Annotated in this window: 26 protein-coding genes and 1 pseudogene; 2 read left to right on the top strand and 25 right to left on the bottom strand. The window is 61.4% G+C overall.

Annotation, left to right across the window (positions count from 1 at the left end):
* Window positions 1-45: 45 nt before the first annotated feature.
* From codY to sucC, 9 genes are all read right to left on the bottom strand, one after another.
* Window positions 46-843: a GTP-sensing pleiotropic transcriptional regulator CodY gene (codY, locus tag RIN49_RS16685; protein ID WP_309121293.1), complete on the bottom strand. Its 798-nt coding sequence runs from the start codon at window positions 841-843 to the stop codon at window positions 46-48.
* A gap of 25 nt (window positions 844-868) precedes the next feature.
* Window positions 869-2,269, bottom strand: a complete 1,401-nt coding sequence (gene hslU, locus RIN49_RS16690) for an ATP-dependent protease ATPase subunit HslU (protein WP_309121294.1) — start codon at window positions 2,267-2,269, stop codon at window positions 869-871.
* Between the two features lie 9 nt (window positions 2,270-2,278).
* Window positions 2,279-2,830, bottom strand: a complete 552-nt coding sequence (hslV, locus tag RIN49_RS16695; protein ID WP_309121295.1) for an ATP-dependent protease subunit HslV — start codon at window positions 2,828-2,830, stop codon at window positions 2,279-2,281.
* A gap of 40 nt (window positions 2,831-2,870) precedes the next feature.
* Window positions 2,871-3,776, bottom strand: a complete 906-nt coding sequence (xerC, locus tag RIN49_RS16700) for a tyrosine recombinase XerC (RefSeq protein ID WP_309121296.1) — start codon at window positions 3,774-3,776, stop codon at window positions 2,871-2,873.
* A 78-nt stretch (window positions 3,777-3,854) separates the two neighbouring features.
* Entirely contained in the window at window positions 3,855-5,174 is a 1,320-nt protein-coding gene (gene trmFO / locus RIN49_RS16705; protein WP_375295262.1) for an FADH(2)-oxidizing methylenetetrahydrofolate--tRNA-(uracil(54)-C(5))-methyltransferase TrmFO, read from the bottom strand.
* A 20-nt stretch (window positions 5,175-5,194) separates the two neighbouring features.
* On the bottom strand, window positions 5,195-7,300 hold the full coding sequence (topA, locus tag RIN49_RS16710; protein WP_309121298.1) for a type I DNA topoisomerase: 2,106 nt from the start codon (window positions 7,298-7,300) through the stop codon (window positions 5,195-5,197).
* 21 nt (window positions 7,301-7,321) lie between these two features.
* Complete coding sequence (gene dprA / locus RIN49_RS16715; RefSeq protein WP_309121299.1) at window positions 7,322-8,410, bottom strand: DNA-processing protein DprA; 1,089 nt, start codon at window positions 8,408-8,410, stop codon at window positions 7,322-7,324.
* 201 nt (window positions 8,411-8,611) lie between these two features.
* Window positions 8,612-9,544: a succinate--CoA ligase subunit alpha gene (gene sucD / locus RIN49_RS16720; protein ID WP_309121300.1), complete on the bottom strand. Its 933-nt coding sequence runs from the start codon at window positions 9,542-9,544 to the stop codon at window positions 8,612-8,614.
* A 35-nt stretch (window positions 9,545-9,579) separates the two neighbouring features.
* Window positions 9,580-10,740, bottom strand: coding sequence for an ADP-forming succinate--CoA ligase subunit beta (gene sucC, locus RIN49_RS16725; RefSeq protein ID WP_309121301.1), 1,161 nt, complete (start codon window positions 10,738-10,740; stop codon window positions 9,580-9,582).
* Between the two features lie 262 nt (window positions 10,741-11,002).
* On the opposite strand from sucC, the gene RIN49_RS16730 reads away from it, so the two are divergent.
* Window positions 11,003-12,625 (top strand): YifB family Mg chelatase-like AAA ATPase, encoded by a 1,623-nt coding sequence (locus tag RIN49_RS16730; protein ID WP_309121302.1) that lies wholly within the window; start codon window positions 11,003-11,005, stop codon window positions 12,623-12,625.
* Here the strand turns inward: RIN49_RS16730 and RIN49_RS16735 are convergent.
* From RIN49_RS16735 to RIN49_RS16795, 13 genes are all read right to left on the bottom strand, one after another.
* Entirely contained in the window at window positions 12,622-12,999 is a 378-nt protein-coding gene (locus tag RIN49_RS16735; RefSeq protein WP_309121303.1) for a YraN family protein, read from the bottom strand. The genes RIN49_RS16730 and RIN49_RS16735 overlap by 4 nt on opposite strands.
* Window positions 12,996-13,292, bottom strand: a complete 297-nt coding sequence (locus tag RIN49_RS16740) for an EscU/YscU/HrcU family type III secretion system export apparatus switch protein (protein WP_309121304.1) — start codon at window positions 13,290-13,292, stop codon at window positions 12,996-12,998. The genes RIN49_RS16735 and RIN49_RS16740 overlap by 4 nt, the downstream gene beginning before the upstream one ends.
* Window positions 13,289-15,046, bottom strand: coding sequence for a hypothetical protein (locus RIN49_RS16745; protein ID WP_309121305.1), 1,758 nt, complete (start codon window positions 15,044-15,046; stop codon window positions 13,289-13,291). The genes RIN49_RS16740 and RIN49_RS16745 overlap by 4 nt, the downstream gene beginning before the upstream one ends.
* 116 nt (window positions 15,047-15,162) lie before the next feature.
* Complete coding sequence (locus tag RIN49_RS16750) at window positions 15,163-15,780, bottom strand: ribonuclease HII (protein WP_309121306.1); 618 nt, start codon at window positions 15,778-15,780, stop codon at window positions 15,163-15,165.
* Between the two features lie 123 nt (window positions 15,781-15,903).
* On the bottom strand, window positions 15,904-16,773 hold the full coding sequence (gene ylqF / locus RIN49_RS16755; protein WP_309121307.1) for a ribosome biogenesis GTPase YlqF: 870 nt from the start codon (window positions 16,771-16,773) through the stop codon (window positions 15,904-15,906).
* A 70-nt stretch (window positions 16,774-16,843) separates the two neighbouring features.
* A complete protein-coding gene (gene lepB / locus RIN49_RS16760) occupies window positions 16,844-17,428 on the bottom strand; it encodes a signal peptidase I (protein WP_309121308.1) in 585 nt (194 codons plus the stop codon).
* Window positions 17,429-17,514: 86 nt separating this feature from the next.
* Complete coding sequence (gene rplS / locus RIN49_RS16765; RefSeq protein WP_138196690.1) at window positions 17,515-17,859, bottom strand: 50S ribosomal protein L19; 345 nt, start codon at window positions 17,857-17,859, stop codon at window positions 17,515-17,517.
* Window positions 17,860-18,041: 182 nt separating this feature from the next.
* Complete coding sequence (gene trmD, locus RIN49_RS16770; RefSeq protein ID WP_309121309.1) at window positions 18,042-18,818, bottom strand: tRNA (guanosine(37)-N1)-methyltransferase TrmD; 777 nt, start codon at window positions 18,816-18,818, stop codon at window positions 18,042-18,044.
* A complete protein-coding gene (gene rimM, locus RIN49_RS16775) occupies window positions 18,815-19,336 on the bottom strand; it encodes a ribosome maturation factor RimM (protein WP_309121310.1) in 522 nt (173 codons plus the stop codon). Before rimM ends, trmD begins: the two co-directional genes overlap by 4 nt.
* 83 nt (window positions 19,337-19,419) lie before the next feature.
* Window positions 19,420-19,650: a KH domain-containing protein gene (locus RIN49_RS16780; protein WP_138196693.1), complete on the bottom strand. Its 231-nt coding sequence runs from the start codon at window positions 19,648-19,650 to the stop codon at window positions 19,420-19,422.
* A 23-nt stretch (window positions 19,651-19,673) separates the two neighbouring features.
* On the bottom strand, window positions 19,674-19,946 hold the full coding sequence (rpsP, locus tag RIN49_RS16785) for a 30S ribosomal protein S16 (protein WP_309121311.1): 273 nt from the start codon (window positions 19,944-19,946) through the stop codon (window positions 19,674-19,676).
* A gap of 72 nt (window positions 19,947-20,018) precedes the next feature.
* Window positions 20,019-21,404, bottom strand: a complete 1,386-nt coding sequence (ffh, locus tag RIN49_RS16790; protein ID WP_309121312.1) for a signal recognition particle protein — start codon at window positions 21,402-21,404, stop codon at window positions 20,019-20,021.
* Window positions 21,405-21,434: 30 nt separating this feature from the next.
* On the bottom strand, window positions 21,435-21,794 hold the full coding sequence (locus RIN49_RS16795) for a putative DNA-binding protein (protein ID WP_309121313.1): 360 nt from the start codon (window positions 21,792-21,794) through the stop codon (window positions 21,435-21,437).
* 159 nt (window positions 21,795-21,953) lie between these two features.
* On the opposite strand from RIN49_RS16795, the gene RIN49_RS16800 reads away from it, so the two are divergent.
* On the top strand, window positions 21,954-22,589 hold the full coding sequence (locus RIN49_RS16800; RefSeq protein WP_309121314.1) for an MOSC domain-containing protein: 636 nt from the start codon (window positions 21,954-21,956) through the stop codon (window positions 22,587-22,589).
* An 80-nt stretch (window positions 22,590-22,669) separates the two neighbouring features.
* On the opposite strand, the gene RIN49_RS16805 is transcribed toward RIN49_RS16800, so the two are convergent.
* From RIN49_RS16805 to RIN49_RS16815, 3 genes and pseudogenes are all read right to left on the bottom strand, one after another.
* Window positions 22,670-23,302 carry an ABC transporter permease gene (locus RIN49_RS16805; protein WP_309121315.1) on the bottom strand — a complete coding sequence of 211 codons (633 nt, stop codon included), beginning with the start codon at window positions 23,300-23,302 and terminating at the stop codon, window positions 22,670-22,672.
* On the bottom strand, window positions 23,299-24,201 hold the full coding sequence (locus tag RIN49_RS16810) for a glycine betaine ABC transporter substrate-binding protein (protein WP_309121316.1): 903 nt from the start codon (window positions 24,199-24,201) through the stop codon (window positions 23,299-23,301). The genes RIN49_RS16805 and RIN49_RS16810 overlap by 4 nt, the downstream gene beginning before the upstream one ends.
* A pseudogene (locus RIN49_RS16815) lies at window positions 24,198-24,839 on the bottom strand (ABC transporter permease). Before RIN49_RS16815 ends, RIN49_RS16810 begins: the two are co-directional and overlap by 4 nt.
* Window positions 24,840-24,842: the final 3 nt, after the last annotated feature.

The following is a 24,842-nucleotide window of genomic DNA, read 5'->3' on the forward strand; positions in this document are numbered from 1 at the left end:
CTCGCAAATAAGAGGTAGGGCCTTTAGCCTATATCAACCAAGTCTCTAGTTTGTTGCTTCTCGAGAAATCCCAGGTTTTACTATTTGTTCGACAAGCTGATCGTTCAAAATCTTTATATACGTGCCCTTCATGCCGAGCGACCGCGTCTCGATGACGCCGGCGCTCTCCAGCTTGCGCAGCGCGTTGACGATAACGGAGCGCGTGATGCCGACCCGATCCGCCACCTTGCTCGCTACGAGCAGTCCCTCTTTGCCGTTCAGCTCCTCGAAAATATGCTCTACCGCCTCGAGCTCGCTGAAGCTGAGCGAACCGACTGCGACCTGTACGGCCGCTTTCGTCCGCGCCTCCAGCTCGCTCTCCTCGGCGCGCTCCCGCAATATTTCCATCCCGACGATCGTCGAGCCGTATTCCGCCAAAATCAGGTCGTCGTCGCCGAACGGCGACTCCGCGCGCGTAATCAGCAACGTTCCGATCCGGTCGCCGGCGCCGAGTATCGGAACGACCGTCACGAACCGATCCTCCATCAGCTCGTGGACCTTCTCGACGAGGTTGCGGTACGGACTGTCATCGTCCGTATTGCCGGTCGTCTCATCGATGCTGGAGAACCAATGGTTCGCTTCCTGCGGGAACCGTCGGTCCTCTAGAACGAATCGGGCGAGGTCCGCCCCTTGCGGATTTCGCGCAAGACCGCAGCCGAGAATTTTCCCTTTGCGGCTGACGACGAACACGTTCGCGTCGATGACGTCCCGCAGCACCTCTCCCATCTCCATGAAGTTGACGGACGTGCCGGCCGCTTTTTGCAGCAGTTTATTCAACCGCCTCGTTTTGGATAACAATGTCATGTTGATGCACTCAAGCCTCTCGAGATTATAGGATATACTGACTTAAATCGCGGTTTTTCGCTACTTCGCCGAGCTTTTCCCGCACGTATTCCGGCGTGATGACGATGTTCTCCAGCGTGATGTCCGGCGCTTCGAAGCTCAGATCCTCCAACAGCTTCTCGAGAATCGTGTGCAGTCGTCTCGCGCCGATATTTTCGGTATTTTGATTCACTTCCGCGGCGATTTTCGCGATTTCCGAGACGGCTTCCGGCGAAAACTCGACCTCGATGCCCTCGGTTCTCAGAAGCGCTGCGTATTGTTTCGTCAGCGCGTTCTTCGGCTCCTTCAAGATGAGCTCGAAGTCGCTCTGGGTCAGCGAGCTTAGTTCGACGCGGATCGGGAATCGACCCTGCAGCTCCGGTATAAGGTCCGAAGGCTTCGCCACGTGGAACGCCCCGGCTGCGATGAAGAGTACGTAATCGGTCTTCACCGGACCGTATTTCGTTACGACCGTAGAGCCTTCCACGATCGGCAAGATGTCGCGTTGCACGCCTTCGCGCGATACGTCCGGTCCGTTCCCCCGCGAAGAGCTGGCGATCTTGTCGATCTCGTCGATGAAGATAATGCCGGATTGTTCCGCGCGCCGAATCGACTCCTGCGTCACGTCGTCCATGTCGATGAGCTTCTGCGCTTCTTCTTGGGTCAGCACCTTGCGGGCTTCCTTGACGGTCAGCTTGCGCTTCTTCGTCCGCTTCGGCAGGAAGTTGCCGAACATCTCCTGCATATTCATGCCCATCTGCTCGTTGCCGCCGGGACCGGACAACATGTCGAGCATGTTCGGCGCGTTCTCTTCGACCTCGATTTCGATCTGCTCGTTCTCGAGATGCCCGTTCGCCAGGTTGCGGCGCGCGATGTCGCGACGGTCGTTCAGCGTCGGGTCGTGCTCCTGCGGAGGCTGTTGCTGCTGCGCCTGTCCGAAAATCATCTCGAGCGGATTTTTCGGCGTCTTCTCGCGCTGCGGCGAAGGAACGAGGATCGAAACGATCCGCTCGTTGGCGAGCGCCTCCGCTCGGTCCTTAACCTTCTCCGTCCGCTCGGCCTTCACCATCCGGATCGCCGTCTCGACGAGATCGCGAACCATCGACTCGACGTCGCGACCGACGTATCCGATTTCCGTGAATTTGGTCGCTTCGACTTTCACGAACGGCGCGTTCACGAGCTTCGCGAGGCGACGCGCGATTTCCGTCTTGCCGACCCCGGTCGGTCCGATCATGAGCAGGTTCTTCGGCACGACCTCGTCCCGAATCGATTCGTCCAGCTGGCTCCGACGGTATCGATTCCGCAGCGCGACCGCCATCGAACGTTTCGCCTTTTTCTGACCGACGATGTACTTATCAAGCTCCGCGACGATTTGTCTAGGTGTATAGGCTTCATTAGATGTAGACATAAGACCTCCCTACCCCTCCATCTCTTCGACGATGATGTTATCATTCGTATATACGCAAATCTCGGCGGCCATCTTCATGGCGGCCAAGGCGATTTCTTTCGCTTCCATATGATCTCCCGCGTACCGCTTGAGCGCCCGCCCCGCGGATAACGCGAAGCTCCCGCCGGAACCGATGGCGAGTACGCCGTCGTCCGGCTCGATGATTTCCCCGTTGCCCGAAATAAGCAGCAGGTGCTGCGAATCCATGACGATCATCATCGCTTCGAGCCGGCGAAGCACCCGATCGGACCGCCATTCCTTGGCTAACTCTACCGCCGCTCGCTGCAAGTTGCCTCCGTGCTCTTCCAATTTCCCTTCGAATTTCTCGAACAGCGTAATCGCGTCGGCCACCGAGCCGGCGAAGCCGGCCGCGACCTTGCCCCGATACAGGCGACGTACTTTCTTCGCGCCGTGCTTCATGACCATCGCGTTGCCGAACGTCACTTGTCCGTCCCCTGCGATCGCTCCCTTGCCCTTATGCCGAACCGCGAAGATCGTGGTGGCGTGAAAGCTCATCTCCATCGTCGCGCGTCCCCCCTTCGAAAATCAATATTGTCGGTGCCTACGCTCTCGGATGAGCGCGGTTATAAATCGATTGCAGATGATCCTTCGTTACATGCGTGTACACTTGGGTCGTCGACAGATGCGCATGCCCCAGCAGCTCTTGGACCGAACGCAGGTCGGCCCCGGCCTCCAGCAGATGCGTCGCGAACGTGTGGCGCAGCGTATGCGGGCTGATGCCGTTCACGTCGGCGAGCTTAGCCACGTATTTGTCCAAGATGCGACGAACGCTCCGATCGCTAAGACGGGTACCGTCGCGGTTCAAGAACAAGGCCCTCTCCCCCGCGGCTTTGGCGGACTTCGCAAGAAGCGCGTAGCGCCCGCCCTCTACATATACGCGGAGCGCGTCCGAAGCATGTTCCCCGACCGGAACCCACCGTTCCTTGCCGCCCTTCCCGAGCACGAGCGCCATGCCGAGGTCGAGTCGAACCGCGTCCATGTCGAGGCCGACGAGCTCTCCGACGCGAAGGCCGCTCGAGTACAATAGCTCGAACATCGCCCGGTCTCTGGCTCCGAGCGGCGTCGCTTCGTCCGGCGACGTCAGAAGCCGGATCGTCTGATCCGGATATAGGAACTTCGGCAGCGGCTTATCGAGCTTCGGACTGCGGACGGCTTGCATCGGATTCGTTTCGATCCGGCCTTCCTGCATCAGAAAGCGAAAAAACGATCGCAGCGCGGACAGCTTTCGCGCGACGGATCGCTTCGCCAATTGCTTCTCGTGCAGTCCGGCGAGAAACGTGCGCACCGTCACGTACGTGACGGCGGCCAAATCGTCGCCGGATTGCGTTCGTAGAAATTCCAAAAACTGCGTTAAGTCGGAGGCGTACTGCCGGATCGTATATGGAGACGCGTTATGCTCCATCTCCTGAGCGAGTAAAAATCGAGCTACCCATTCGTCCGAATTCATGCCGTGATCGATCCCCCCGACGCGTGCGTATGAAGCCTAGCTTGCGCTTCCTTCATCGTATCACAGCGAGAATCGCGTTTACAAGACAGGGGCTCTAACGATTGTCGAAAAATTCTGAATTCGTTCCAGCGCCCGATTCGCGATTCGTTCGTTCTTTTCCTTCTTGTTCCGGATCTTCTCTCCGAGCGGCGGGAACAATCCGAAGTTGGCGTTCATCGGTTGGAAGTGGCGGAAATCTGCCGTCGTGATGTAATGCGCCATGCTGCCGAGCGCCGTATCTTCCGGGAAGACGAGCGGCTCTTGTCCGAGCGCGTACCGGGCGGCGTTAATGCCCGCGATCAGACCCGAAGCCGCGGATTCCACGTACCCTTCCACGCCCGTCATCTGCCCCGCGAAAAACAAATCGTCGCGGCCCTGATATTGATACGTCGGGCGGAGCAGCTTCGGCGAGTTGATGAACGTATTGCGGTGCATGACGCCGAAGCGAACGAATTCCGCGTTCTCGAGACCCGGGATCATGGAAAATACCCGCTTCTGCTCGCCCCATTTCAGATGGGTTTGGAAGCCGACCAAGTTGAACAGCGTTCCCGCGGAATTGTCCTGCCGCAGCTGGACGACCGCGAACGGCTGCTTGCCGGTGCGCGGATCGACGAGGCCGACGGGCTTCAAGGGACCGAACAGCAGCGTCTGCTTGCCGCGGCTCGCCATTACTTCGATCGGCATGCAGCCTTCGAAGTACACTTCCTTCTCGAACTCCTTCAGCGGCGCCGCTTCCGCGGTCGTCAACGCTTCGTAGAAGGCGTTCCACTCCTCTTCGTTCATCGGGCAATTCAGGTATGCGGCTTCCCCCTTATCGTACCGGGAGGCGAGGAATACCTTGTCCATGTCGATCGAATCCTTCTCGACGATCGGCGCGGCCGCGTCGTAGAAGTAGAAGTAGTCTTCCCCGGTAAGTCCGCGGATGCGTTCCGACAGCTCGGGCGACGTCAGCGGACCGGTGGCGACGACGACGACGCCGGACGGCAGCTCCGGCATCTCTTCGGTGCGCACGTCGATGTTCGGATGCGTCCGAAGCCGGGTCGTCACCTCGCCGGAAAATCCGTCTCGGTCGACGGCGAGCGCGCCTCCCGCCGGGACCGCGTGACGGTCCGCGGCGGAGAGGATGAGCGAATCGAGCAGCCGCATCTCTTCCTTCAAGACGCCGACCGCGTTGCTGAGGCCGTTCGCCCGCAGGCTGTTGCTGCAGACGAGCTCCGCGAATTTATCGGTATGATGCGCCGGGGTTTTCCGAACCGGCCGCATCTCGTATAACGTGACGCGTACGCCGCTTTCGGCGATCTGCCAAGCCGCTTCGCTGCCGGCCAGGCCCGCGCCGATGACGGTCACATGCGGTTCCATGCTGTTCATAGCTCCTTTACTTACGCTTCTTCTTGATCCGTGTCCTGTTCCTGTTCCTCCTGCTTATGCGTGCACGCCGTGCATTGGATGACGTTGCCGTTGCGCGTCCGCTTCTTCACCAGCATAGCGCCGCAGTCCGGACAAGGATCGGACACCGGCTGGTCCCACGACACGAAATCGCACTCCGGGTACGCGTCGCAGCCGTAGAAGACTCGGCCGCGCTTGCTTCGGCGTTCGACGATGCGGCCCTTCTTGCACTTCGGGCACGTCACGCCGACGTCCTTGACGATCGGCTTCGCGTTGCGGCAATCCGGGAAGCCGGAGCAGGCGAGGAATTTGCCGAAGCGCCCCATCTTGAACACCATGTGGCGTCCGCACTTTTCGCATTGCTCGTCGGCCACCTCGTCCTGCAGCTCGACTTCCTTCATCTCTTCCTCGGCCACTTCGAGACGCTTCTCGAACGATTCGTAAAACTCGCCGAGCACCTTCACCCAGTCGGCTTTGCCTTCTTCGACGAAGTCGAGGTCTTCCTCCATGTGCGCCGTAAATTCGACGTCCAGAATTTCCGGGAAAAACTCCTCCATCATCGCGATCACCATGTCCCCGAGCTCCGTCGGGAAAAACTTCTTCTCCTCCATCGCCGCGTAACCTCTCCGCTGAATCGTGTCCAGAATCGGGGCGTACGTGCTCGGCCGTCCGATGCCGAGCTCTTCGAGGGCGCGCACGAGCCGGGACTCCGTGTATCGCGGCGGCGGCTGCGTGAAGTGCTGCTTCGGAACGATCGCTTCCGCCTTCAGCTTCTGTCCCTTCTCGAGCGGCGGCAAAAACTTGTCGTCGTCGGTGACGCCGTCGTCGTTGCCTTCGACGTACACCTTCATGAAGCCGGGAAACTTCACCTTCGAGCCGACGGCTCGGAACTGGACGCCGCCCGCCTCGAGGTCCGCCGTCACCGTGTCCAGCACGGCCGAGGTCATCTGACTCGCGACGAATCGTTCCCACACGAGCTTATATAACCGGAACTGGTCCCTAGACAAAAACGGTTTCACCGCTTCGGGCTCGTAAGCGACGGACGTCGGGCGAATGCCCTCGTGCGCGTCCTGGGCGTTCGCATTTTTCTTCGAGTAATTGCGCGGCGTCTCCGGGACGAACTCCGGGCCGAACGACTTCGCGATATACTCCCGCGCTTCCTCTTGCGCGATCGGCGAGATGCGAGGGGAGTCGGTACGCATATACGTAATGAGACCGACCGTGCCTTCCTTGCCGAGATCGACGCCCTCGTACAGCTGCTGGGCGATCTGCATCGTCTTCGCGGCTCGGAAGTTCAGCTTGCGCGCCGCTTCCTGCTGCATCGAGCTCGTAATGAACGGCGGCGACGGATGACGCTGCCGCTCGCGCTCCTTGATCTCGGCGACGACGAACGCGTTTTTGCCGACGGCCGCGAGAATCCGGTTCACCTCGGCTTCGTTCGGGAGGTCTTTCTTTTCCCCGCCTTCGCCGTAAAACTTCGCCTCGAACGAGACGTTCCGTTCCGCGAGCGTCGCCGTGATCGACCAATATTCTTCAGGCTCGAACGCTTTGATTTCCTTCTCGCGGTCGGAGATGAGCTTGACCGCGACCGACTGCACGCGACCGGCGGACAGCCCCTTCTTTACTTTCTTCCAAAGGAGCGGACTGATCTTGTACCCGACGAGACGGTCGAGAATGCGCCGCGCTTGCTGCGCGTTGACTAAGTCCATGTTGATTTTCCGCGGCTGCTTGAACGCTTCCTTCACCGCTTGCTTCGTGATTTCGTTGAACACGACGCGGCAAGGCTCGGTTTCGTCGATCTCGAGATAATGCGCCAAGTGCCAGGCGATCGCCTCGCCCTCCCGATCGGGGTCGGCCGCGAGATAGACGCGCTTGACCTTCTTGCGGGCGTCCTTCAATTCCTTAAGAACGTCCCCCTTGCCGCGGATCGTAATATATTTCGGCGCGAACCCTTGTTCGACGTCTACGCCGGTCTGGCTTTTCGGTAAATCGCGGATATGCCCCATCGAAGCCTTAACGATAAACTTGCTGCCCAAGTATTTCCCAATCGTCTTCGCCTTGGCCGGAGACTCCACGATGACGAGCGTATCGGCTGCCATCTCCCCTGCACCCCATTTCCGTCATTTCATTCTTGCGATGTATCGCGAACCGGGAAGCGCCCGGATACGGTTCTTTACGAGTAACGATAACAAAACCGTGTGCAAATGTCCAAAACTGCGATTCGTGCGGACGATCATTTCATCGAGCGTCGCCGCTTCGGCGCCCATCGCCTCGAGCAGTTCGGCCTCATCCGGCGCAAGCGCGTCATCTTCCTTGGCGGCGCCTCGCGCCGGCTTCGCGATGCCGAATTCGGCCAAAATATCGTCCGGCGACGCCGCCATGAGGGCGCCCGCCCGAAGCAATCGATAGCAGCCCGCGCTTTTCGGCGACGTAACGAGCCCGGGCACGGCGAAGACGTCCCGGTTCGCGTTCGTCGCGCATTTCGCCGTGTGCAGCGAGCCGCTCTCCGAAGCCGCTTCCACGACGATCACCCCCCGCGAGATGCCGGCGATCAGCCGGTTGCGCCACGGGAACGTCAACTTCGACGGCTTCGCGTCCCAGCTGTACTCGCTGACGACGAGGCCGCGCTTCGCGATGGCGCGCTGCAGCGCTTCGTGCTCCGGCGGGTAACAGACGTTCAGTCCGTTGCCGAGCACGGCGATCGTCGCCCCCGTCGACCGCATCGCGCCCGTGTGCGCGTAACTGTCGATCCCGCGGGCGAGTCCGCTGACGACGCTTACCCCCGCTAGAGCAAGCTCCGCGCCGAACCATTCGGCCACTTCTCGGCCGTATGCGGTCGGGTGCCGCGTGCCGACGATTCCGCAGCAATTGCGCTGCAGCAGCGAGACGTCGCCCTGCGCGTACAGCACCCACGGCGGCTTCTCGATGCCGTGACGAAGGAGCGGCGGGTACGTCGGATCGAAGTACGTGATCGGGACGACGCCGCGACTCTCGTAGAACCTAAGTTTACCTAGAATGTATTCATTCGTCAAAAGCGTTTCGATTTTCGCCGCTTTGCTCCTCGGGACGTTCGATCCGGCCAGAAGCTCCGTCGCGGGGCGATCCAAGAAGCTGCGGAAATCCGGCACCGCGTCTACGATATGACTCATTGTATCCCAACCGATGCCCTCCATTTCATGAATCGCCAGCATAATTTCGTTTTCGTTCATGATCGATTCCTCCCCTGAATTCGCATAAAAAAAACCTCCCGCCTTCGGCTTGTTCGGCCGAAAACGAGAGGTTGCTTACCTGCTCGGATGGTAAAGCTTCTATTTAATTAACGATTCAGAACGTATGTCCTACGGATACAACACCTGAATCGTCTCGGTAAACGGATACCGTCCATCATTGGACGGCGAAGCCGTTTATCCTTACTTACGAACGATGCACTTCTCGAGCAAACCCTTCTCCTCGAGCACCGATACGAGCGTCGAGCCCATCTCGGACGGCGTCGGCGCGACCTTCATGCCGCAGCGTTCCATCGTCGCGACCTTCTCGGCCGCCGTGCCCTTGCCGCCGGACACGATCGCGCCTGCGTGGCCCATCCGGCGTCCCGGAGGCGCCGTCTGACCGCCGATGAAGCCGACGACCGGCTTCGTCATGTTCGCCGCGATCCACTCGGCCGCTTCCTCTTCCGCCGTGCCGCCGATTTCGCCGATCATGATGACCGCGTACGTATCCGGGTCTTCGTTGAACAGCTTCAAGATGTCGATGAACTCGGAGCCCTTCACCGGGTCGCCGCCGATGCCGACCGCGCTCGATTGACCGATGCCGCGGGACGTCAGCTGGTGCACCGCTTCGTACGTAAGCGTACCGGAACGGGATACGACGCCGACGTGGCCCGGCAAGTGAATGTAACCCGGCATGATGCCGATCTTGCACTCGCCCGGCGTGATGACGCCCGGGCAGTTCGGTCCGATGAGGCGCGTCTTCTTGCCTTCCATGTACTTGCTTACCCGTACCATGTCAAGCACCGGAATGCCTTCGGTGATGCAGATGACGAGATCGAGTTCGGCGTCGACCGCTTCCATGATCGAATCCGCGGCGAATGCCGGCGGAACGTAAATCACGGACGTATTCGCGTCGGTCGCCGCCTTCGCTTCCTTCACCGTGTTGAAGACGGGAAGGCTTACCGTGCTCCCGTTTTCCAGCGTGAAGTCGACCTTCGTGCCGCCCTTGCCCGGCGTAACGCCGCCGACCATCTGGGTGCCGTAGTCGAGGCCGCCCTTCGTATGGAACATCCCGGTCGAACCGGTGATGCCTTGGGTAATGACGCGGGTATTCTTGTTAACTAAGATACTCATGGGTACTCCTCACATCCTTATAGTATAATGAGGCTCTACTTCACAAGAGCGACGATCTTTTGCGCGCCGTCCGCCATCGAATCGGCAGCCGTAATGTTCAGGCCGGACCCGCCCAGGATTTTCTTGCCGAGCTCCACGTTCGTGCCTTCGAGACGCACGACGAGCGGCTTGTCGAGACCGAGCTGACGCGCCGCGCCGACGACGCCGTTCGCGATGACGTCGCACTTCATGATGCCGCCGAAGATGTTGACGAAGATGCCTTTGACCTTGGCGTCGGAGAGAATGATCTTGAACGCTTCGGTAACTTTCTCTTCCGTCGCGCCGCCGCCGACGTCGAGGAAGTTCGCCGGCTCGCCGCCGTAATATTTAATGATATCCATCGTCGCCATCGCAAGGCCGGCCCCGTTAACCATACAGCCGATGTTGCCGTCGAGCGCGACGTACGACAGATCGAATTTCGACGCTTCGATTTCCTTCTCGTCTTCTTCGTCCAAGTCGCGAAGCTCGACGATGTCCTTGTGGCGGAACAGCGCGTTCGAGTCGAAGTTCAGCTTCGCGTCGAGCGCCATGACGTCGCCGTCGCCGGTGACGACGAGCGGGTTGATTTCCGCGATGGAGCAATCCTTCTCGACGAACGCTTGGTACAGCGCCGTCATGAAATGAACCGCCTTGTTCACGAGCGGACTCGGGATGTTGATCGCGTACGCCAGCTTGCGCGCTTGGAACGCGGCGAGGCCGATGGACGGATCGACGACTTCCTTGAAAATTTTCTCCGGCGAGTGCTCGGCCACTTCTTCGATTTCCGTGCCGCCCTCTTCCGAAGCCATCATAACGACGCGACCCGTCGCCCGGTCGACGACGAGACCTATGTAGTATTCTTTCTTGATATCGCAGCCTTGCTCGATCAAGATTCGCTTCACTTCTTTGCCTTCCGGCCCGGTCTGGTGCGTCACCAGCGTCTTGCCGATCAACTCGGATGCATAATTGCGAACGTCGTCGAGGCTCTTTGCAATTTTAACGCCTCCGGCTTTACCGCGGCCGCCGGCGTGGATTTGCGCTTTCACGACAGTTACCGGCGTGCCGAGCTTCTTCGCCGCTTCCACCGCCTCGTCCGGGGTGAACGCCACGTAGCCTTCCGGAACTTTCACGCCGTACTGCTTGAGCACCGCTTTCGCTTGATACTCGTGAATGTTCATCTCGAAACCTCCTATTCGATTCTCTGGACACAACTTCTCTATTGTATCACGAACGTGAAACATTTTCCTCTTTCGTGCGCGGCAATTCGACATTAAATTTGGTTGTACCCCTAATAACTTTTCCCAATAGCGGCGGATTAACAAGAACTTTGGTGAAAAATTTAATTTCTCGGGAAAATGTGGTATACTCCTCGCTAACGAGCAAGCGATGAGGAAGCACCTCTCCTTCGAAGCATTTCATTCGAAGAAGGGGTGTTTTTTTATGTACGGAACCTGTTACGGAGCCTGCATGCACGGCATCGACGGGCGGACGGTGACGGTGGAGATCGATCTGGCCAACGGGTTGCCCGCGTTCGCCATCGTCGGCCTGCCCGACAATGCGGTGCGCGAATCGACGGAGCGCGTGCGCGCCGCGCTGAAGAACGGCGGGTTCGAGTTCCCGATGCGGCGGATTACCGTGAATCTCGCGCCGGCCGACGTGCGTAAGGAAGGCGCGTCGTTCGATCTCGCCATCGCGGTCGGCATCCTGCTCGCGAGCGGCCAATGGCCGGCGAGCGTCGCCGACGGCGCGATGTTCCTCGGCGAGCTCAGCCTGCTCGGCGACGTGCGTCCGGTGCCCGGCGTCCTGTCGATGGCGCTCGCCGCGAAGGATGCCGGTCTTGCGCGCATCGTCGTGCCTGCGGAGAACGCGCGGGAGGCGTCGCTCGCGGGAGGCATCGACGTCGTTCCGGTCGCGCGGCTGCGCGACGTGCTCGACGCGTCGCTCGGCGCCGGCGATACGGGCGAGCGGGCGCGGCCCGCGGACGAGCGGAACGCTTCGGACGGCGCCGCGAACGAGCTCGACTTCGCCGACGTGGTCGGGCAGATGCAGTCGAAGCGGGCGCTCGCGATCGCCGCGGCCGGGCGGCACAACATCGTCTTCATCGGCCCGCCGGGCTCCGGGAAGACGATGCTGATGCGCCGGCTCGCCACCATCCTCCCGCCGCTCGAGGACGACGAGGCGCTAGAGGTGACGAAGATTTACAGCGCGTCCGGCCAGCTCGCCGACCGCGGGGCGCTCGTCCGGCGCCGGCCGTTCCGCTCGCCCCACCATACGATATCGCCCCAAGGGCTCATCGGCGGCGGGGCGACGCCGCGCCCCGGCGAAGCGAGCCTCGCGCATCGCGGCGTCCTGTTCCTTGACGAGCTGCCGGAGTTTCCTCGAACAGCGCTGGAATCGCTCCGCCAGCCGCTCGAGGACGGGGCGGTAACGATCGCGCGGGCGCGCGGCGCGTTCACGTACCCCGCCCGATTCGCGCTCGCGGGAACGATGAATCCGTGCCCCTGCGGCTATGACGGGTACGAAGAAGGAAGTCGTACCTGTACGTGCTCCCTCCCCCGCAAGCTGGCGTATTTGTCGCGATTGTCGGGGCCGCTCATGGATCGGATCGACATGACGATGGACGTGCCGCGACTGCGTCCGGAAGAGGCGGAGCTGCGCATGCGCGAAGGCGAGTACGGCGTCGGGAGCGGCCCCCGATGGGATACGAAATCGCTGATCCGGCTCGTCGACAAGGCGCGGGCGGCGCAGCGGGAACGATATGCAGGGCTCGGCATCCGCTCGAACGCGGAGCTGTCCGGCAAGCTGCTGCACCGATTTTGCCGGCTCGGCGCCGAAGCGTCCGGCAAGCTGATGCGCGCGTACGGCGCGCTGGAGCTCAGCGCCCGGTCTCATGACCGGGTGTTGAAGGTGGCGCGAACGATCGCGGACGCGGAAGGATCGGAACGGATCGAGCCGGAGCATATGAACGAGGCGCTGACGTATCGGGCGTTGGACGTTCGCCGGCAGCGCCTGCGAGACGGGGATATGAAGGAAGCGACGTCGTCATCTGCGGGAGGCGATTAGAACGCGTTGTCGATATGGTGGATGGAGACGGGCTCGCCGTCCGCGCCGAGCACGACGCCGATGCAGTCGAACCGGACGGCGGCGGGCGCCGACGGCAGCCGCTGCAAGTACGACTGCGCGCACCGGCGCAGCGTCGTCTGTTTCCTCGGCGTGATCGATTCGAGCGGCGCTCCGAATCGGTCCAGCGTGCCCGCCGACCGGGCGCGCACCTCGACGAAGACGAGCGCGCCGTCCTTCGTCGAGGCGACGAGGTCGACCTCGCCGTAACGGCAGCGCCAGTTGTTCGCGACGACCGCGTATCCGGCGCTTCGGAGATACGCGGCCGCCGCCGCTTCGCCGGCCGCGCCGGTCGCCTTCTTCCTTCCTCCGCTCATCGATCCCCGTCCTTCCTCGAAACCCGCTCCTGCGCCTCTTGGTCCGCGCGGTACACGAAGCTTAAGATTTCAGCGACGAGCCGGTACAGCTCCGGCGGAATTTCTTGATCGAGGTCGAGCTTGGAGAGCACCTCGACGAGCGAGGCGTCCTCCCGGACCGGCACGCCGTTCTCGGCGGCGATCGCCACGATCCGCTCGGCCACCTCGCCCTTCCCCTTCGCCTTGACGACCGGCGCGGCCGCGGCGTCCGTCGAATACGACAGGGCGACCGCTTGTTTCGGTGGTTTCGTCATACGCGAAGGTCGACTCCTTTGTACTTCGGCGGGGCGTACGCCGCCGAGACGTTCCTCTGCCCGCCCGGCGCCTGCGACGGATCGTCCCCGGACTCCTTCGGCTTCGTGGAATGCTTGAACGTCAGAAGCTGGTATCCGATCCCCCGCAGCGCCTCTTCCATCCCCGACTTTTGCGTCTCCATCAACGCCTGCGCGGCCGGATGGTCGTTCCAGACGTGCAGCCCGACGATTTTGTTCGTCACCGTCACGTCGACCCACGTCTCGCCGAGCGAGGCTAGCGACAGCTGGAACCAGAGACGGCAGTTGTCCGCGTCGAGCTCGCCCTTCTTCCCGCGGCGGGTATGAATTTGCACCGACGCGTTGCCGTCGCCGGCGCCGTCCCTCCCCTTCAACGGGACGAACATCGTGACGTGCGCGAACGGCGCGGACTTGTCTTGGGCCATGAGAAGCTGCTGGCCCGTTACGGACTGCAGCGCCGTTTGCGCCGCTTCTTTGAGCGCCGGAGGCACGTCGGCGTCCGCCGCGATTTGCGACAGCAGCGATTTCAGCGTCTCGACGGGCGCCTTGTCGGCCGCGGAGGACGGCGTCGCAGTCCCGTCCGCGGCGTGGGCGGCGGCCGGCGTCGCCGTCTGCGGCAGCGGCCCGTCGAGCGGCCGCAGCGGGCGCTCCGCAAGCGGCGACGGCTTCGGCGCTTCGCCGCCCTCCGGCGTATCCTTCGGCAGCGGCGGAGGCGCCGCCTCCTGCGCTTGCCGCGACTGGGGAAGCGAAGCGGCGAGCTTCAGCCATTCGCGCTCCGCGTCGACGCCGAGCAGCTTCAGGAACGACAGCAGCGGCGGTCGTTCCGGCTCGGCCGGCGGCGGAGCGCTTGCAGGCGCGCCGGACGCGGGCAACGCCGACGCGGGCGCCCCGGACGCGGCCGAGGCCGGCCCCGGCGCTTGCGGCTGGGGCGCCTGCGGCCCCGCGGCGCTCGCCGGCGCCCCAGGCGCCGCAGCGGCCCCGGGCGCGCTAGACGGCGCCGCTCCGGCGGCCGGCGCCCGCGCGGCGCCGGCATCCGCTGCCGCCCGCGGCCGCAGCGTCTCCCCCAGCAGCGCGTCCGCGCGCTGCAGCACCTCCAACAGGCGCGTGGCCGCCTGCTTCGCCGCCGCGCTCGTCCCCGGCGCGGCCAGCGCATCCCGCGCGCTCGTCTCGAGCGCGCGATGCAGCTCCGTCGGCGACGGCCCCGTCATCGCCGTATGCAGCGCGCGCACCGTCTCCGCGGTCGGCGGCAGCCCGCGCTTCGCCGCGGTCGCGGCGGCGCGAAGCAGCGCGTCCGTCTCGGCGTCGCCGGATGGCGCCAGCGCCTCGATCGCCGACGCGACCGCCCCGTTCGTCGCGCGCGACATCGGCACGCCCTCCTCGTGGAGCACCCGCACGACGGCGCGGTTCAGCGGTGTATCCTTCATGCCGAAGCTCTTCAGCACGCCCGCGAACGACTCCGTCGCGATGTCGACCGTCGAAGCGGACAACGGCTTCAGTAAGACGGCGAGCGAACCGGAATCCGGCTGAACCTGGAACAGCGTCGCCTGGCCGACCGGAATCGGCGTCTCCAGCTTGGCGCGAATCGTCGTTCCGCTCATATGGAGCAGGGCTTCATTCTCGGCGAACAGCTGCAGCACGATGCCCCGGACGACCTGTCCGGGCTTTAACTCGAGCGTCTTCGGCTCCGCGGGCGACGCCTCGCCCAGCGCCGCGCGCATCAATCGACCGACGTCCATCTTCCCAGCCCCTTCCGTCCGGATTTCATGCGAACACCCTTATATATCGACGCCGATTCCCGAAATCGTTACGTGTTTTTCCCGACTCGCGATCCGCTCGCGCGAAGGTTCGACGCTCAGAATAATTCCAACTGCTCCATTCGTTCCGCGAACAGCTTGCCGAGGAACGACTGCCGATGCATCGGGGTCGCGCCGAACGCAAGCAGCCGCTCGCGGTGCAGCTTCGTGGCATACCCCTTATGTCCGGCGATGCCGTATTCCGGATAGAGCGCGTCCCACTCCCGGCACAGCCGGTCCCGCGTCACCTTCGCGACGATCGACGCCGCGGCGATCGACAGCGACAAGGCGTCGCCGTGGATAATGGCCGTCTGCGGCACGTCGAGATCGATCGACTCCGCGTCCACCAACAAATAATCCGGCGTCAGGCCGAGCGCGCGAACGGCCTTCTTCATCGCGAGCCGCGACGCCTGGCGAATATTGATCGCATCCACCGTCTCGGCGTCGACGCGACCGACGCCGATGGCGACGGCCCGTTCCTCGATTCGCGGCAGCAGCGCCTCGCGCTGCTTCTCCGTCAGCTTCTTGGAATCGTCCACGCCTTCGAGCGAGCAGCCCGCGGGCAAGACGACCGCCGCCGCGACGACGTCGCCGAACAGGCAGCCTCGCCCGACCTCGTCCACCCCCGCGACAAGCGCCCGGCCGGCGGTCCATAATTCATTTTCGTATGTAAGCATAAACCCGATCCTCCAACGAAACAAACGATGATAAACCCCATTGTACAGCAAAAAAAGCCCATCGTCTTCGATGGGCTCTTCCCAATGTTTCCCGCCGCACGCGGCGTACGCGCGCCGATCGGCTTATATCAAACCCGGCAGCTCCAACGTAATCCGCCCCAGCTTGCCGCCGCGCAAATCGTGCAAGAAGACGTCCGACGCCTTGGTCAGATTGATCTTCCCGCCGCTCATGACCGCGCCGCGCCGGCGGCCGATCGCTTCCAGCAGCTCGACGACCTGATGCGGATCCTCGAGATCCTCCGGAAGGCTCTCGATCCCGTACCGCTCCTGGAACACGCCCGGATATCGCTTGCACAGAAACTTCGCCGTGAAGAACGCCACGTCTTCCGAGTTCAAGATATCGTCTCGGATCGCGCCCGTCGCCGCCAACCGAAACCCGACGTGCGGATCCTCGAACTTCGGCCATAGGATGCCCGGGGTATCGAGCAAATCCATCTCCTTGCCGAACTTGATCCACTGCTGCCCTTTCGTCACGCCCGGCCGGTCTCCGGTCGCGGCGACGGCCCGCCCGGCGAGCCGGTTGATGAGCGTCGACTTGCCGACGTTCGGAATGCCGACGATCAACGTGCGGATCGGCCGGGGCTCCATCCCTTTCTTGCGCCACGCCTCGTACTTCGGCGCCATGAGCTCCTTCGCCCGAGGCAATATGTCACGTACGCCGGTTCCCGTGTTCGCGTCGATCGGAAGCACCCGCACCTGATCCGCCGCCAGCTTCTCGACCCACCGTTCGGTCGCCGCAGGATCCGCCAAATCACTCTTGTTGAGCAGCACCAGCCGGGGCTTCTGGCCGAGAATGTCGCCGATCATCGGATTGCGGCTCGAAGCCGGCAATCGCGCGTCGAGCAGCTCGATCGCCACGTCGATCAACTTCAGCTTCTCTTCGATTTGCCTTCGTGCCCGGGTCATATGTCCCGGAAACCATTGAATCGTCATCGCTTGCCCTGCCTTCTATCGTTAGCCGTCCTCGAAGCGGAACGAACGTCTCCGCCCCTGGGTCGGTCGATTAGTGATGTCCGATCAAGCGAATGTCCCCGATCGGCCAGATGACGACATCCGCCCGCCCGACGATTTCCTCGTACGGGACGAACCCGATATCCCGGCTGTCGTGCGAATTCGGCCGATTGTCTCCCATCACGAACACATGCCCTTCCGGCACCGTCTGGGCCGAGAAATCCTTGTTATTGTAGGTTCCCCCCGACGCCGCGGCCGTATCCACCGGCTCCCGGATATACGGCTCCGGCAGCGGCTCCCCGTCGACGAGCACCGTGTCGCCGCGCACCTCGACCGTCTCCCCGGGCAACGCGACGACGCGCTTGATGTAATCCGCGTCGTATCCGGAATGAAAGACGAGCACTTCGCCGCGCTGAGGCTTGCGGATGTCGTACAATATCTTGTTGACGATGATACGCTCCCCGGTATGGAAATTCGGCTGCATCGACGGCCCGTCCACGATATAAGGGGAAAACAGAAACCAACGAATGACGACGACGAGCACGCCGGCGACGATCAGCGCCTTCGCCCAGTCGACCGCTTCCCGCTTCCATTCCGAAGCGGAGGATTGATTTTGCCGAGACTCTTGCTCCTCCATGACGTCGGTCCTCCCGAAGCGTAAAAAGATTTTGGGATAAAGAAAAAGGACTTGGTGGGATGAACCTTACCAAGCCCCCTGTATTCTTATCGAATTTCTTTAATTCTCGCCGCTTTACCGCGCAGGTTGCGCAAGTAGTACAACTTCGCGCGACGAACTTTACCTCTGCGAAGCACTTCGATCTTATCGACGCGCGGGCTGTGAAGCGGGAACGCTCTCTCGACGCCTACGCCGTAAGAAATCTTACGAACCGTATACGTCTCGCTGATACCGCCGCCGCGGCGCTTGATCACGACGCCTTCGAAAATTTGGATCCGCTCGCGCGTTCCCTCTTTAACCTTTACGTGCACGCGAAGCGTGTCGCCGGGACGAAAGTTCGGGAGATCGCTGCGAAGCTGCTCGCGAGTGATTTCTTGAATCAGGTTGCTCATGGTTTGACCTCCTTCCGCCATAGGCGTTCATATCGCTCCCGGAATGCTAGGCATTCCGTTCTCTGCTTAATAGAGGACCGCCCGTTCCTTCAAAAACACACAACTAAGATCATAGCATAGCGCCCAGAAAAAGACAAGTGGAAACTCCCGGTTTTTAATTTTTCATCCGAACGTCCCCGGGATTATTCCGTTCCCTGTTCCTTCTCTTCTTCCTTCCACCGCTCGATCAGCTTCCGTTCTTTGTCGGTCAGCTCCGCGCGTTCGAGCAAGTCCGGGCGACGGCGCCACGTCCGGTACAGCGACTGCTCCCGGCGCCACGCGTCGACGTTCACGTGATGGCCCGAAATCAGCACGTCGGGCACCTTCCATCCCCGAAACTCGGCGGGACGCGTGTAGTGCGGATGCTCGAGCAGACCGGTGCTGTAGCTGTCCGTTACCGATGAGAGCTCGTTCCCGAGCGCTCCCGGCAACAGCCGCGTGACGCTGTCCACGACGACGCACGCCGCGATCTCGCCGCCCGTAAGCACATAGTCGCCGATCGAAATTTCGTCGGTGACGAGATGCGCCCGGATGCGCTCGTCATACCCTTCGTAATGGCCGCAAACCAGGATGATATGATCTTCCTTGGCGAACTCCTCCGCCTTCCGCTGCGTATACGTCTCGCCCTGCGGACACATCAGCACGACGCGCGGCGCCCGGGGCTCGCGGTCCCCCGCCTCGGCGCGCGCCGCGGCGACGACGTGTTCGACCGCGTTGAAGATCGGCTCCGCCTTTAGCACCATGCCGCCGCCGCCCCCGTACGGATAGTCGTCGACGGTATGATGCTTATTTCCGGAAAATTCGCGGAAGTTGATCGCGTTCAGCGAGACGATGCCCTTCTCCTGCGCCTTGCCGAGAATGCTCGTCGTGAACATGCCGGGGAACATCTCGGGGAACAACGTCAATACGTCGAACCTCATTCGAGCAAACCTTCCATCAGTCGGATCGTGACGACCTTCCCCGCCACGTCCACGTCGAGCACGACGTCCGCGATATAAGGGATATACGCCGTCTTGCCGTTCGTCCGCTTCACGACCCACACGTCGTTGGCGCCCGGCCGCAAAATATCGGTGACGACGCCGACCGCCTCGCCTTCCTCGGTCCGTACGTCGCAGCCGATAATATCGTGGAAATAAAACTCGTCCCGGTCCAGCTTCGCGCGTTCCTCCGCCGATACCTTCAGGCTCCAGCCCTTATAGGGCTCCGCCTGATTGATATTGTCGAATTCTTTGAATTTCACGATGTACACCGTCTTCTGCGGTCGCGCGGTTACGACGGTAAGCGGCATCGTCTTGGCTTCGTCCGGGGAGACGAGCAGCAGTCCCGCGCCGCTCTTGAAGCGCTGCTCCGGGAAATCCGTCTCCGGCCACACCTTGAGCTCGCCGCGGATGCCGTGCGTGTTCGCGACCTTGCCGACGGTCAACAGTTTCGGTTTCATGATTGTCCTCGCTTTTCCTTAGGGAAGTCCGCGGATAGATACGCAAGAGGGCTAGGACCCGTGTCCTAACCCTCTCGTTGCCATTATGATGCGATTTCCACGGCGATTCGCTTGCCGCTCTTCGCGGAAGCGGACGTCACGACGACGCGCACCGCTTTAATGATTCGGCCGCCCTTGCCGATGACCTTGCCCACATCCTCCGGATGAACGGTCAGTTCATAGAGGACGGAATCGTCGTCTTCCGTTACATCCACGCGCACGTCGTCCGGATGGTCGACCAACCCTCTGACGAGTGTTCGTACCAATGCTTCCATCTCGCACCTCCGTGCCGCCGCGATTACTTCTGCAGCTTGGACTCGTGGAACTTCGTCATAATGCCTGCCTTGCTGAACAAGTTGCGAACCGTGTCGGACGCTTGCGCGCCGTTTTGGAGCCACTTCAGCGCCTTCTCTTCGTCAAGCGTTACCGCTTCGGAGGAAGCAAGCGGATTGTATGTGCCGATCTCTTCGATGAATCGACCGTCGCGCGGGGAGCGCGAGTCGGATACGACCACGCGATAGAAAGGTGCCTTGTGAGCGCCCATACGCTTCAAACGGATACGTACTGCCATGAAACTGTCACCTCCTTCAAAGGATGAACCGCGTCAGCGAAAATATACGGTTCTTCCGATATCGATCGATAATCAGAACGGGAATCGTCCGCCGCCGCCGAGACCGCCGCGTCCGCCCTTCATCATTTTCTTCATTTGCTTCGAGCCCTTGCCGCCCATCATGCCCGAGAGAGACTTCATCATCTTCTTCATGTCCTCGAACTGCTTGAGCAGCCGATTCACGTCGGCCACCGTCGTGCCGCTCCCGGCCGCGATGCGCTTGCGGCGTTTCGCGTCGATGACGACGAGCCCTTGCTTCTCCGCTTTCGTCATGGACAGCACGATCGCTTCCGTTCGCGACATCTGCTTCGGGTCGATCTTCGCGTTCTGCAGCTGCTTCATATTGCCCATGCCCGGAAGCATCTCGAGAATGTTCTCGATCGGGCCGAGCTTCTTCACCTGCTGCATCTGCTCCAGGAAATCTTCGAACGTAAATTCCGCTTTGCGGAACTTCCGTTCCATCTCCTTCGCCTTCGACTCGTCGAGATTCATCTGCGCCTTCTCGATGAGCGACATCATGTCGCCCATGCCGAGAATCCGGGACGCCATCCGCTCCGGGTGGAACGGCTCGAGCGCGTCGAGCTTCTCGCCCATCGCCGCGAACTTGATCGGCTTGCCGGTGACGGCTTTGACCGAAATCGCGGCCCCGCCTCTCGTATCGCCGTCGAGCTTCGACAGGACGACGCCCGTCAGCTCGAGCTGCGAATTGAAATGTTCGGCGACGTTCACGGCGTCCTGACCGGTCATGGCGTCGACGACGAGCAAGATTTCGTCCGGCTTCGTCGCCTCGCGGATGTTATGAAGTTCGCCCATCAACGTCTCGTCGATGTGAAGCCGGCCCGCGGTATCGATAATGAGGTAATCGTTGCCGTGCTCTTTCGCGTGGGCCAGTCCCGCCTTCGCGATGTCGACGGGATTCGCTTGATCGCCGAGCGTGAATACCGGCGCCTTCACTTGTTCGCCGAGCACCTGAAGCTGCTTGATGGCCGCCGGACGGTAGACGTCCGCCGCGACGAGCAGCGGGCGATGATTTTGCGCGAGCAGCATCTTCGCCAGCTTGCCGGTCGTCGTCGTCTTGCCCGCGCCTTGGAGACCGACCATCATGACGACCGTCGGCGGACGATTCGAGCGAGCCAGCTTCGATTGAGAGCCGCCCATCAGCTCGGTCAGCTCTTTGTTGACGATGTTCACGACCGTCATCGCCGGATTGAAGCCCTTCTCGAGCGTCTGCCCGACCGCTTGTTCTCTCACCTTCGCGACGAAATCCTTCACGACCTTGAAGTTCACGTCCGCTTCCAGCAATGCGAGCCGCACCTCGCGAAGCGCTTCGTTCACGTCGTCCTCGGTCAGCTTCCCTTTGCCTCTCAGCTTGCTGAATACGTTCTGCAGTCGGCTGGACAATCCTTCGAACGGTGCCATGGGCCGCCCCCCTTTCCAACAATGCTGCTTCTAGATTACCGACATCAATTCGCGAAGCCGCTCCCGGACGCGTTCCGCCTCCGGAGAGGAGCCGAGCTTCCCGAGCTCGTCCTCCATCCGCTTCGCGGCCGCCTCGCGGCGTTCGTGCTTCGCGAGCAGCTGCAGCTTCGCTTCGTATTCTTCGAGCGCCGTCTCGGCGCGCTTGATATGTTCATAGATCGCTTGTCTCGATACGGAAAATTGCTCCGCGATCTCGCCGAGCGAGTAATCGTCATGGAAGTAAAACTCAAGGAACGTCCGTTGTTTCTCCGTCAACAGCGGTTCGTAGAAGTCGAACAGCGAGTTGATGCGGTTCGTCTTGGCCAGCGCGTCGCGCTCCCGCTCCGTCATCCGGTAAGTCCCTCCGCCCGTTCCCGACGTCGTCAAGTCCTAGCGCTTTACAGCGACATTCGTTAGTGTACCGGATCGCCCGAACGTTGTCAAGGTTCAATCCTTGATAGGCGGATTTCCGATATGATAAAGTTGCAAGCATAGGGAGGCGAACGGAACATGGAGCTTGAACTTTTTTCGTTGAACGTCGGCAAGCCGACGACTGTGTTGTATAAAGGGAGAGAAGTCGTCACCGCCATCGCGAAGTCTTCCGTCGCCGGGCCTTTGCGACTCGACGCGACGCCGCTCGCGGGCGACGAGCAAGCCGACACGGTGCATCACGGCGGACCGGATAAGGCGATCTGCGCGTATTGCTACGAACATTATCCTTACTGGGAGCGAATCATCGGGAAGCCGCTCTCGCCCGGCGCCTTCGGCGAAAATTTCACGCTGCGCGGCGCGACGGAAGACGAGGTTCGCATCGGCGACACGTTCCGCCTCGGCGACGCTCTGCTGCAGGTGTCGCAGCCGAGAGTGCCCTGCTTCAAGTTGTCGGCCCGTCACGAACGGACGACGCTGGAAGCCGAAGTGACGGCCACGGGCTTTACGGGCTTCTACCTCCGGATTCTGAAGGCTGGCGAGGCAGCCCCCGGAGACCGCCTGCGGCTCGACGCGCCCCATCCGGCCGGCGTCACCGTCACGGAGGCGAACCGGATTATGCATCGAGATAAGCGCGATGCCGCCGGGCTTCGCAAGCTGCTCGACGTCGACGCCCTCGCCGAAAGCTGGCGCTCTCAATTATCTAAGCGACTGTAAACGAAGAAGACGCCGGCCGAATTCGAATCATCGGCGTTGGCGTCTTTTTCATTCATTAATGACAGTAATATTATGCCTCGTTAACTATTCTTGGTGTTAAGCTTTCGTTCCCAACGACCGAGGGATGCGTCCGCGACGATCGCCAGCAGCGCGGCGGGAATCGCGCCGGCGAAGATGCGAATATCGTTGCGTAGATTGATGCCGGCGTAAATTTCCTTGCCGAGACCGCCTCCCCCGATGAGCGGCGCGATCGTCGCCACCCCGATCGCGATGACCGCGGCTACGCGGATCCCCGCGAGGAGGAACGGGAGCGACAGCGGGAACTGCACCTTCCAGAGCAGCTGCCAAGCGTTCATCCCGATGCCCCGTCCCGCTTCGACGACGCCCTTATCGACCTGTTTCAAACCTACGGCCGTATTCCGGATAATCGGCAGCAACGAATATAAGAACAAGCCGACGACGACGGTTTTAAACCCGAGACCGAGCACGATCATGAGAAGCGCCAGCAGCGCGAGACTCGGGAACACCTGAATGACGTTCGCCGCGCCGAGAATCCATCGTCCCAGCTTCTCTCGTCTTGCGCACACCATGCCGAGCGGGATGCCGAGGAGTAAAGCGAGCCCGAGCCCGGACGCCACCATCGCGATGTGATCGATCGCCAAGCTTAGGATCGTATCGCCGTGCTTTGCCGCGTACTCGAAGAAATCGTTCATTGCAGCAAGCCATTCTCTTGAAGAAACTCCTTAGCGACCTCGGCGGCGTCTCGCTTATTTACGTCTACCTCATAGTTGAGCGCGGTCATCGTCTCGGTGTCGATTTTCCCTTCGAGCAGTCCGACGACTTCCTTCAATTCCGGATGGCTCTCCAAGGCGTCGTTCCGGACGACCGCCGATCCGTCGTACGGCGGGAAAAATTGCTTGTCGTCCTTGAGCACCTTCAAATCGAATTCTTTCAGGCGCGGATCGGTCGTGTACGCTAAGACAACGTCGACCTCGTCGTTCGCGACGGCTTCGTATACGAGGCTGATTTCCATCGGGAACGTCTTGCCGAATTCGTAGTCGTAAAACTCCTTAAACGCGGCGTACCCGTCATTGTCCCGCTCCAGCCAGGTCGTATCGACGCCGAGCCGCATCTCGCCCGCTACTCCGCCCAAATCCGACACCGTCTCAAGACCGTATTTCTCGGCTACGTCGCGGCGCACCGTGAAGCCGTACGTGTTCTCGAAGCCGTAGCCGTCGAACCACGTGAACCCGTAGTGCTCCTCGAAGCCGGCTTGCGCTTGTTCCATGACGCGCGCGCGGTCTTTCGTCTGTTCGATGTCGAAATACCCGTTGAAGATTTCGCCCGAGTATAAGATGGACGCCATCTGAATCTCGTTTTCCTTCATCGCGTTGATGACGACCGGACTGGCGGCCAGATCGGGCACGATTTCCGCGGTCAGCTCCGTGCGGTCCTCGATTAACGCCTTATACATTTCCGCCACGATCTTCGGCTCCGTGTACGTCTGGGTTCCGATTTTGATTCCTTCCCCCGAAGCGCCGCCTTGCGCTCCGCACCCTGCGACCGCCCCTGCGACGACGGCCGATAGTACCGCTAAAGCTAACTTTTTCATGAAACGACTCCCCCTTTGAATGCTTTTTCGATTTTTCCTAAGACGAGATCCGCCGCCAAGGCGAGCGCGATCGCTGCGGCCGCCCCGGTGAAGATGAGTTCTTCCTTGTTGACGCCGAGTCCCGAAAAGATGAGCTGCCCGAGACCGCCGGCCCCGATTAACGTCGCGAGCGTCGTCCAGCTAATGACGTATACGGTCGTCACTCGGATGCCCGACATGATGTACGGGACCGCCAACGGCAGCTGAATGGTCCACAGCCGCTGCTAGCCGCTGTACCCCATGCCTCTCGCCGCTTCCAAGATGCCGGTGTCGACCGAGCGGAACCCGGCGAACGTATTCCGAAGAATCGGCAGCAGCGAATACAGAAACAAGGCGAATATCGCCGGGCGCAGCCCGATGCCGAACAGCGGAATCAGTACCGCGAGCAAGGCGAGGCTCGGAATCGTCTGGAACACGTTCGCGATGCCGAAGACCGTCGTCTTGATCCATCCCGGCCGATCGCCGGAAATATACGCCCCCAGCGGCACGGCCACGAGGCAGCCGAGTACGACGGCGATTCCGGAAATCGTCAGATGCTCTCCCGCGGCGCGCAGGACGTCGGGGTATCTATCGAGCAGGAACGTCCAGTAATCGTTCATTGC

Origin of the sequence: Paenibacillus sp. (genome assembly GCF_031177825.1) — a bacterium.
In the GTDB taxonomy this organism is placed as follows: Bacteria; Bacillota; Bacilli; order Paenibacillales; family YIM-B00363; genus Paenibacillus_AE.